At 45.0% G+C, this 9,059-nt stretch carries 6 protein-coding genes, 16 tRNA genes and 1 rRNA gene; 2 read left to right on the forward strand and 21 right to left on the reverse strand.

Annotated features, from left to right (window positions below; all coding sequences use genetic code 11):
• Both F560_RS0121340 and F560_RS0121345 read right to left on the reverse strand, forming a co-directional pair.
• The coding region (locus tag F560_RS0121340) for a PIN domain-containing protein (RefSeq protein ID WP_019007765.1) at nt 1-206 on the reverse strand (206 nt) is incomplete at its 3' end.
• 1 nt (nt 207) lies between these two features.
• Nucleotides 208-438 carry a hypothetical protein gene (locus F560_RS0121345; protein ID WP_019007766.1) on the reverse strand — a complete coding sequence of 77 codons (231 nt, stop codon included), beginning with the start codon at nt 436-438 and terminating at the stop codon, nt 208-210.
• 339 nt (nt 439-777) lie between these two features.
• Here F560_RS0121345 and F560_RS0121350 point away from each other — a divergent pair, with 339 nt between their 5' ends.
• Together F560_RS0121350 and F560_RS0121355 are read left to right on the forward strand one after the other, a co-directional pair.
• On the forward strand, nt 778-1,749 hold the full coding sequence (locus F560_RS0121350) for a tyrosine-type recombinase/integrase (RefSeq protein ID WP_019007767.1): 972 nt from the start codon (nt 778-780) through the stop codon (nt 1,747-1,749).
• On the forward strand, nt 1,746-2,720 hold the full coding sequence (locus tag F560_RS0121355) for a tyrosine-type recombinase/integrase (protein WP_019007768.1): 975 nt from the start codon (nt 1,746-1,748) through the stop codon (nt 2,718-2,720). The genes F560_RS0121350 and F560_RS0121355 overlap by 4 nt, the downstream gene beginning before the upstream one ends.
• Before the next feature lie 134 nt (nt 2,721-2,854).
• Here the strand turns inward: F560_RS0121355 and F560_RS0121360 are convergent, their stop codons facing one another.
• From F560_RS0121360 to F560_RS0121450, 19 genes are all read right to left on the reverse strand, one after another.
• Nucleotides 2,855-5,377 carry a S8 family peptidase gene (locus F560_RS0121360; RefSeq protein ID WP_019007769.1) on the reverse strand — a complete coding sequence of 841 codons (2,523 nt, stop codon included), beginning with the start codon at nt 5,375-5,377 and terminating at the stop codon, nt 2,855-2,857.
• 24 nt (nt 5,378-5,401) lie between these two features.
• Nucleotides 5,402-6,397, reverse strand: a complete 996-nt coding sequence (locus tag F560_RS0121365; protein ID WP_019007770.1) for an AAA family ATPase — start codon at nt 6,395-6,397, stop codon at nt 5,402-5,404.
• Between the two features lie 379 nt (nt 6,398-6,776).
• Nucleotides 6,777-6,859: transfer RNA gene (locus F560_RS0121370), tRNA-Leu, on the reverse strand.
• 334 nt (nt 6,860-7,193) lie between these two features.
• A tRNA-Arg gene (locus tag F560_RS0121375) sits at nt 7,194-7,270 on the reverse strand.
• Between the two features lie 15 nt (nt 7,271-7,285).
• A tRNA-Cys gene (locus tag F560_RS0121380) sits at nt 7,286-7,359 on the reverse strand.
• 12 nt (nt 7,360-7,371) lie between these two features.
• Nucleotides 7,372-7,446, reverse strand: a tRNA-Gly gene (locus tag F560_RS0121385).
• Nucleotides 7,447-7,514: 68 nt separating this feature from the next.
• Nucleotides 7,515-7,589: transfer RNA gene (locus tag F560_RS0121390), tRNA-Gly, on the reverse strand.
• Nucleotides 7,590-7,593: 4 nt separating this feature from the next.
• Nucleotides 7,594-7,668, reverse strand: a tRNA-Gln gene (locus F560_RS0121395).
• Nucleotides 7,669-7,679: 11 nt separating this feature from the next.
• Nucleotides 7,680-7,755 (reverse strand) — tRNA-His (locus F560_RS0121400).
• Nucleotides 7,756-7,775: 20 nt separating this feature from the next.
• A tRNA-Trp gene (locus F560_RS0121405) sits at nt 7,776-7,849 on the reverse strand.
• 10 nt (nt 7,850-7,859) lie between these two features.
• A tRNA-Tyr gene (locus tag F560_RS0121410) sits at nt 7,860-7,944 on the reverse strand.
• A gap of 23 nt (nt 7,945-7,967) precedes the next feature.
• Nucleotides 7,968-8,043 (reverse strand) — tRNA-Thr (locus tag F560_RS0121415).
• Between the two features lie 20 nt (nt 8,044-8,063).
• Nucleotides 8,064-8,139, reverse strand: a tRNA-Phe gene (locus tag F560_RS0121420).
• 69 nt (nt 8,140-8,208) lie between these two features.
• Nucleotides 8,209-8,285, reverse strand: a tRNA-Asp gene (locus F560_RS0121425).
• 34 nt (nt 8,286-8,319) lie between these two features.
• Nucleotides 8,320-8,396, reverse strand: a tRNA-Met gene (locus F560_RS0121430).
• An 88-nt stretch (nt 8,397-8,484) separates the two neighbouring features.
• Nucleotides 8,485-8,559 (reverse strand) — tRNA-Glu (locus F560_RS0121435).
• Nucleotides 8,560-8,566: 7 nt separating this feature from the next.
• Nucleotides 8,567-8,658 (reverse strand) — tRNA-Ser (locus F560_RS0121440).
• A 3-nt stretch (nt 8,659-8,661) separates the two neighbouring features.
• Nucleotides 8,662-8,737: transfer RNA gene (locus F560_RS0121445), tRNA-Asn, on the reverse strand.
• Nucleotides 8,738-8,801: 64 nt separating this feature from the next.
• Nucleotides 8,802-9,059, reverse strand: a 23S ribosomal RNA gene (locus tag F560_RS0121450); the annotation flags it as partial.

Here is a 9,059-nt window from a genome sequence, read left to right on the forward strand (position 1 = left end):
AGGCATCTGCGTGGATTAAAAAGCTTTACACCTTGCAGCTCATATTCGGAACTTAACCCGCTGAAGACTTCACACTCCGAGATAACAGAAAAATAAATCCTCTTCTTTTCCTCGTTCGCTTTCCGCACAAAAGCCAATGCTGCTTCTTCGTTCGCCAATAATGCAATCGCAATATTGGTGTCCAATAAATAACCATTCTCGCCCATTTTACGAGTCCCATTCCTCACGCATACGACTTACTTCTTCTTGTAGTTCTTTGGCCCGTTCAGGGGTCAGAACCCCTGCCGATTCAAGAATATCATCAATCGAATAATCGTCTTCCAACTCGATGGTTTCGTTATCCAGATCAATTGTTACTCTACGATCCGTTATGTTTAACTTGGCTAGCAAAAACTTGAATTGTTCAGCCGTTTCCTTGTCCAGCTTTTTCGGGATCATGTCCGAGCACCTCCGGTACGCAACAAAAGCCCCAAGGACAAGTTATCCTTAAGAGCTTCGTTACGTATTTGGTGCCGGTGAGAGGACTCGAACCTCCACTGCCTTGCGGCAATTCGCTTTTGAGATGAGCGTGTCTCGGAATCATTTTCGCAAGGGGGTGATAGCTCGAGTCCTTGTCCTGTCTGGGCTTCCAGGATATTGGACATGATATGAATTTTGCTTAAAAGGGCAGTAGTACGCGTCTCTTTCACCCGTTTTTGTAAAAAGCCACGCCAGACTTCAAACCGCGTACATCTTTTTTTGCAAAAGTTGTACGCACCGACAAAGGAGGATTCTATCGTGCCATCCCGGCAGACACAGCAAATCGTGACAAATACGGCTTCGCGTGCCGAATTCCGCGAAGCCATTCGTCTTTTTCTGCTCGACTGCAAATTTCGTAACCTGACCGAGGAAACCATCAAGGGCTATCACGCTCATTTAAATCAACTTCAGTTGGATTTGGAAAAATGGAACGTTTCGCTGGCCAACATTCAGTCCAGAGATCTTTCCCATCGTATGGTTCTCCACATGCTGAATTCCTGTGCCGCCGCGGCGACAATTAATGGCCGCATTCGTGCCTGCAACCAGTTTTTTAAATTTTTGTACCTGGACGGAAAGATCACAGAAAACGTTGCCGCCGGTTTAAAACCCATTCAAAGTCCGAAACGGTTCCTTCATACCTTTACCGCGGAACAGGTTTCCCGGCTGCTAAATCAACCTGACCGAAACACAGTACAAGGAACCAGAGATTACGCCATTATGCTGGTATTGTTAGATACGGGCATGCGCCTTGGAGAGTTGAGTCAGCTTAACGTATCCGATGTCTTGCCGGAGGAAGGTCTTATATTCATTCGTCATGGAAAAGGCCGGAAATCCAGAATGGTCCCCATTCAAAAAACGTGTATCGAAGCCCTTCAGCACTATTTGAAACTCCGAAGGTCATGGGAATCGGAATCTCTCTGGGTCACCCGGAAAAAAGAACGTTTCCTGCGCAGGGGAATCATGCAGATGGTCAAAAGCTACATGATACAGGCGGGGATTACCGGGATGCACGGTTCCACCCACATTTTCAGGCATACCATGGCCAAATTCTTCCTGATGAACGGCGGGGATATTTTTTCCCTTCAAACCATCCTTGGCCATACCACGCTGGAAATGACACGTTATTATGTCCAGCTTTTCTCCCAGGATATTCACGAGAAACATGCCCTGTACAGCCCGGTTGAAAGACTAAATGAAGAATTTAAGGAAAGTGCGGTGTTCAAATCATGAATAAACCGATAAAACGAAGATCATATCTGCTGAAAAGGAATGAAAAAGAAACGATCCAACCGAATATCCCACTCTCGTTTGATGAAGCGGAACGTCTGTTTCTGCTCGACTTACGGGAAAAAAACTTATCGGTGCGAACGTTGGAATTCCATGAAACCAATTTGTATTCCTTGCAAAAGGCATTGATGGACAAGCAGATCCCAATTGATCTCCACTCCATAACCTACAACGATATCAAACATCACTTTATCGGTGGCATGCTGGAACAAAAATTGGCCGGCAATACGATCAATGGCCGGATCAAATCCTGCAAAGCTTTCTTCGCCTTTTTATATCGTGAAAATCTCATCCAAAACAACCTGGCGGAACACTTTGTGTTGGTGAAATCGGAAAAGAAAATGATCAGCACGTTTTCCAAGCATCAAATCATCAACCTCCTGCAACAGCCTGACCGTAACACATTCGTCGGCCTCCGGGACTACACCATGATGCTGATCCTGCTTGAAACCGGGTTAAGGTTAAATGAGTTGCTGAATTTAAGGGTCGAAGATATCCGATGGGCTGATAACGAAATCTATGTTTATCAAGGCAAAGGCAACAAGACGCGACGGGTACCTTTCCAAAATACATGTGCCAATGCAATCCGGCAATATTTAAAGGAACGGGGAGATGTAAGCACGGATGTTTTGTTTGTTACTGTGAATCACACACCTGTTCATCCCCGGACGTTTCAGGATAATTTGACAAACTACGGAAAATCGGCTGGTCTCCGTGGCGTTCGGGTTTCTCCCCATACATTCCGACACACCATGGCCAAATTTTATATCTTAAATGGCGGAGACGCTTTTACCCTTCAGCAAATACTGGGCCATAGTACGTTGGACATGGTTCGGCACTATGTTCAGCTTTTTCGATCCGACATTCAAGAGCAACACCGGAAATTTAGTCCGGTGGAGAATATGAAAGTATAAATTTCTAATTCATGACCGGGCTTAAATTAAGGTGCCCGGTCATTTTTTACAATCGATGTCTGCTCTAATATGCAATCCCAATAAAAGCATCCAAAACTGTTTTTTTGGTACTCTAACGGTAATGGAATAAAATACTACGTTCTGATTTGAGTACGGGCACGTTCTTTCTGGCGTTCTCTGATGCGCACTCTTTGCTGCAATTTGTTATACAATTGTATATCCTGATCGCCTTCGTAAGTAAAGGTGATGACCAGAGCATAAGGTTGTGGCTGCTCTTGCTCAGCATATTTAAATCTTTCTTTGCCAGTAACCAACACATAAATATACTCTCCATCCCAGATTAAATCTCTTCCGCCTGATTTACTTTTGGCCCAGACACGCTGTTGAAGCGTGGAACTGTCTACTTCCGTACGACCCGGGAAAAAATTCGCCTTAAATTCGTCCGGTAAAGGATCAGAATCATCATCCTGTCCCTCTTCCTTTTTGGCTTTATATTTGGCCAGAGTTTCCTCATCTATTCTTTTGTAGACCTCAAACCAGAGATGGTTTGCAAGGTAGTCTTTCCGGCTCAAACGTGTTACTGGATTGTATGCCATACTAATGGAAATTTGCTTATCGCAATTCAAACGCAAAAATTCAATGGGAACAGGTATTTTGTAAAGATGAAACGTTCGGAGGTTAAGAGCATCTTCAGAAAACAAAGTCACATGTTTTCGACCTGAATATAACCATACATCGTTCGGCCTACCGTAACCAAAAAGCCGAAGTCGTCTTTCTTGCTTAAGATTCTGTTTTCCATTATAATGTCTGTCTATGGATTGCTCTGCCCATTCAACCATTTCCTTTGTAAGAGATGCGGAGTTGACCAGCATCGCTCTTATCAGGTTTGCGGAAGGCTTGTCCCCAATTTGTTCTTCAAGTGCTCTTTCAATTCGCGCAGCTAAATGTGTAACACGTGGAGCCGCAAAGCTTGTACCGCAAAACCCTTTAAAAAGTTTCGAATGATTATTATTCAAACTGGGTTCTATTAGAACTCTGTCCATCTTTACCCATCTTGCTTCGCCGCGCACAATCTGATGCACGGCATAATTACCACCGTATTCAACCAACTCAGGTTTTATGGCTTTATTGACACCTCGACCAATCCTGGTAAATACAGATGGAGCGTTTTGGGGTCCGGCAGAAAGTCTTACACTTCTGAACTCTACTAATTCGGGCTCATCACAACGTGTAATAGAACCCACTGTCACACAGAGAGAAGCTGTCGCTGGGTCGATCAACCGATGCTCAGGTTCAAATAGCTGGTTGCGACATTGCTCCATTAGTTCCTCCCTGCTCGCAAAATTTGGTATCGCGGGATTCGATACATTTCCGGCACTGACAACAATCACTATATCTAATTCTCTGGATAATTGGTCCAGAACCTCCGCCCATGGCATTTGACGCCCCATATTATAAACCATATCCTCATTTCCAGCAGAAAGGTTGAAAACCCTGCAACCATATTCACGATGAAAGTATTCAATTGCTTCTTTTACAATTCTTTCAGGGCGCTTCTCTTCACCGAAAATTGGATGTCCACTACCATCATCATGCATAACCTTGGCATTACAGATTCGCACCAAAGGTGTAAACGTCTTTGTTTCAAGACATTTATGAAAATCTCCGTATACGACAATGCCCGCCACGCCCGTTCCATGACCACAGTTGTCTGAAGTGGTTCCTTCAACAAGATCAAAATCTTCTTCGGCTACAATTAGATTGTTTAGAAGAGGATGTGCGGAAAATACACCGGAATCCAGAATAGTCGCCAACGGAGCATTTGCATCGAGGTTATCGTTTATAATTGGTTCCAAATCTGCAGCAAGCAATTCACAAGGCTCCTCCGACACTGTTCCCATGGGGAAATCAACGGTTGCAATCAAGTCACAATTTAATAAGGCCTCGAGACTGTACTGGTTGACTTTAACACGACCAAGCAGAAGACTCGGTGTCTCAAATAGATCACCGATTAAAGCACTTCCTTCTGTCCCCAATACTTTCTTTATGTTTTTTTCAATTTCCAATATCTGCCTTCTATCACCGTTATACCAGACATCGATATCCATAATGAAAAAACCATCCGGCAATGGTTCGCTACTATCTATTTTACGCCGCAGTCTTTGGCCCATTCTATCTTCACGTTGAACGGCCCTGATATTTTCAATACAAGCAAATATGTCGCGTCGCTGCGCATATGTAAGAAGGCCATTTTCCCTTGAATCCGCTTCCCAAAGTGCCCTCTCGCGTTCAAATGCTAAAATAGATTCCCGATCTGGAAACTGGACAAGGAGCCTTGTGAACTGCCCATTATCTACTGATACTTCCTCTACCAACGACAAGTTAAAAACGCTTATCATGCGATTCAATAGCTCTTGCGACAATGCTTGGTTTGTTATGCTGATAATCACCAGTTTGTCAGGTTCAATACCTAATTGTTCTCGATGTTTATTTATTGATTCCGTAGCGGTTTTCATTTCTCTTTCCAGTTTCTTACCATGAATATGCCGTTCCCGAGACGGAGGACTTGGAGCATTTGGGTTTTGGGGAAAACGGTAAGGTCTTACCGAATCTTCCCGCATGATCTCCAAGTGATTCAGTTTCTCTATCTCCTGCATTGCATATCCTCCTCGTATGTTCATTCAATAGCTTGTTTTTCTCATTTTCACTATGGATGCCTGTTTTCTTACAGCATATTCAACATCGTGCTTTGTAAACATTTTCCGTCCTTCTAATATGCATTGTTTCATGATAATTTGACACATTTTGTCGATATCGGAATGTGAAAAGTTTTCCATTTCACCGAGATACTGCTCAAATACCTGTACAGGTCCCTTAAATCGCTTGATGGATAATTCACATAACTTTAATTTTTCTTCAGGAGTTGGCAAATCGAATTTTAATATTTCGTCAAACCTTCGCCATAAAGCATAATCCAATGATTTCTCATAGTTCGTTGCCGCAATAATCAGTGACCGGCCTTTGAAATTATCAAGTTGTTGCAGAAAAGTATTGACAACCCTTTTGATTTCACCATGTTCGGAGAAGTCATCTCTGCTTCGGCCAATGGCATCAAATTCATCAAAAAATATAACCCAGTTATCTTTCTTTGCAAAATCAAAAACTTTTCGAATATTACTTGCTGTTTCTCCAAGGAATGAGGAAACCACTGCATCGAATCTAACGTACAACAAGGGAATGCCTAACTCACAAGCAATAACATGTGCTGCTATTGTCTTTCCGCAACCAGGAGGTCCATAAAAAAGAATCTTTCTGACCGGGAAAACTCCGTTGCTTACAAGAATATCCCAATTGCGGAATTCCCGGATAATGGATTCAAGAAATACTTTCCTTTCTTGCGGTAGTACTAGATCCACAAAGTATTTATCAGGATAAACAACTTCAACTAGAGAGACATCCTTGTCCACATCTTTGGGAACAACCGGCTTCATAGTGTTTAACGTGTTCTTATACGTAGAATTGCCATTGAACAAAATCATTCTTAATTCATCTGCCAATATCCCATGATTTTTCTTACGTTCATCCTCGATGATTTCATTTGCGATCTTGTAAAAATTTTCTTTATCATTATGCTTGAAGCTGCTAAACAGCTTTTTAAGCAAGTCTCCTCTTGCCATCTTATTTCCCCTTGTCAAATTATATTTGAAATCATATATTTGAAACTTGGAACAAAGGTTCCAGTTACCAACGTGGGGTTTGCGTGGTGATGAAAATTTGGAGCTTCGTAAATTACGATGAGAGTTCCAGGTTTAGTAAACGTTTTAGCCAAGTCATCACTACGCGGTAAAAGGTCAAATTCCTTTAATTTCATGATTCTATGCAGTGCCCAAAATTCCTGTTTTTAATAACTAAACTTCTGAGCTTCTTCACAAAAACGATAAAATTTGATTTATTGAACCTCCATTATAGGCTATATTTAAAGTTTGTCCAACAAACACTTTAACCAAAACAAAAAAAGCCCGTCAGCGTATAAGGGCTTTTTCATTATTGTTGAATTGGTGCCGGTGGAGGGACTCGAACCCACACCCTTTCGGACGCGATTTTGAGTCGCGCGCGTCTGCCAATTCCGCCACACCGGCACATTTTTAAATTATAACACAAATTAAATCAATTTGTCCACAATTAAATATTAACAGATTTTTACAATCAATAAACTTGACTCATTTTTCATTTCGAGGTAATGTCGACTCACCAACCGCGCACAACTCCACCTCGCAACGTCGTGACAAAAGCGAGACGGGTCAAAAGCGGTTGAAATTTACGGAGTTTGGCGAGGTCTAACCGAGAAAAGCGAGGTCGACTTTTCGCAAACCCCTTATATATCAAGGCGTCCCGGCATTTCGCGCGAACGAAAACCGCCTCGTACAATTTTGAGTCCGCCGCGTCTGCCATTCCGCCACACCAGCAAATAAATGGCGCGCCCTAAGAGATTCGAACTCCTGGCCTTTAGATTCGTAGTCTAACGCTCTATCCAGCTGAGCTAAGGGCGCGCGTATGAAATTCGATGGAGGCGCCACCCAGATTCGAACTGGGGGTAAAGCTTTTGCAGAGCTCTGCCTTACCACTTGGCTATGGCGCCATATCGTTTAGATGGAGCGGACGAAGGGATTCGAACCCTCGACCCTCGCCTTGGCAAGGCGATGCTCTACCTCTGAGCCACGTCCGCGCAATCGATTTGAAGTTTTTGAAACCAGCGTCTTGTCCGACAACCAACCGTTCGGACGGTTTAAGGAATGGAGCGGACGAAGGGATTCGAACCCTCGACCCTCGCCTTGGCAAGGCGATGCTCTACCTCTGAGCCACGTCCGCAAATTGGCTGGGGATCTAGGATTCGAACCTAGGAATGACGGAGTCAAAGTCCGTTGCCTTACCGCTTGGCTAATCCCCAAAGATTGTTTATGGGGCGATCGATGGGACTCGAACCCACGAATGCCGGAGCCACAATCCGGTGCGTTAACCACTTCGCCACGACCGCCATATCTCGTTGTACCGTACTGGCAGGGGCAGCAGGAATCGAACCCACACTAACGGTTTTGGAGACCGCTGTTCTACCTTTAAACTATGCCCCTAGAAGGTAAATGGTGGAGGGTGATGGATTCGAACCACCGAACCCAAAGGGAACAGATTTACAGTCTGCCGCGTTTGGCCACTTCGCTAACCCTCCATGTAGCACACCCCAGGCACACGTGGTGCCGGCGAGAGGACTTGAACCCCCAACCTACTGATTACAAGTCAGTTGCTCTACCAATTGAGCTACACCGGCATGTCATTCGGCATCAGTAATGGTGGCTCGGGACGGAATCGAACCGCCGACACGAGGATTTTCAGTCCTCTGCTCTACCAACTGAGCTACCGAGCCTTGCTTGCGGCAATCGGTCCCTTCAACGTTCAGCAGTATATCGTAAATCGCTTGTTTGTGGGATCAAAATGGCGGAGCTGACGGGATTCGAACCCGCGATCTCCTGCGTGACAGGCAGGCATGTTAGGCCTCTACACCACAGCTCCACGATAAACTCGGATAGCTCCGAAGGTAGATGTTTGGTTGCGGGGGCAGGATTTGAACCTGCGGCCTTCGGGTTATGAGCCCGACGAGCTACCGGACTGCTCCACCCCGCGTCGTTGGCTTTCTTCAGGCGACCTATATATCATAACCAATCGCCTGAAGTTTTGCAAGCCCTTCAATTTGCATTATTTTAATCAAAAGTGGTGACCCGTAGGGGATTCGAACCCCTGTTACCTCCGTGAAAGGGAGGTGTCTTAACCCCTTGACCAACGGGCCGCGAAGCTGGCGGAGAGAGAGGGATTCGAACCCTCGAGACGCTTTTGACGCCTACACGATTTCCAATCGTGCTCCTTCGACCAACTCGGACATCTCTCCGTATGGCTCCCCGAACAGGACTCGAACCTGTGACAACTCGATTAACAGTCGAGTGCTCTACCGACTGAGCTATCGGGGAATGTTGATTTCAAGGCTTACACCTTGATAACCGGATACGAAACGATGCGCTGTTGTCGAAGCTTTAGGATAAGCCCTCGACCGATTAGTACTCGTCAGCTCCACGCGTTGCCGCGCTTCCACCCCGAGCCTATCAACCTGGTGTTCTTCCAGGGGTCTTACGTATTGGGAAATCTCATCTTGAGGCGGGCTTCGCGCTTAGATGCTTTCAGCGCTTATCCCTTCCGCACTTGGCTACCCAGCTATGCTCCTGGCGAAACAACTGGTACACCAGCGGTGCGTCCATCCCGGTCCTCTCGTACTAAGGACAGCCCCTCTCAAAT

Source organism: Cohnella laeviribosi DSM 21336 (assembly GCF_000378425.1).
GTDB classification, from domain to species: Bacteria; Bacillota; Bacilli; order Paenibacillales; family Paenibacillaceae; genus Cohnella; species Cohnella laeviribosi.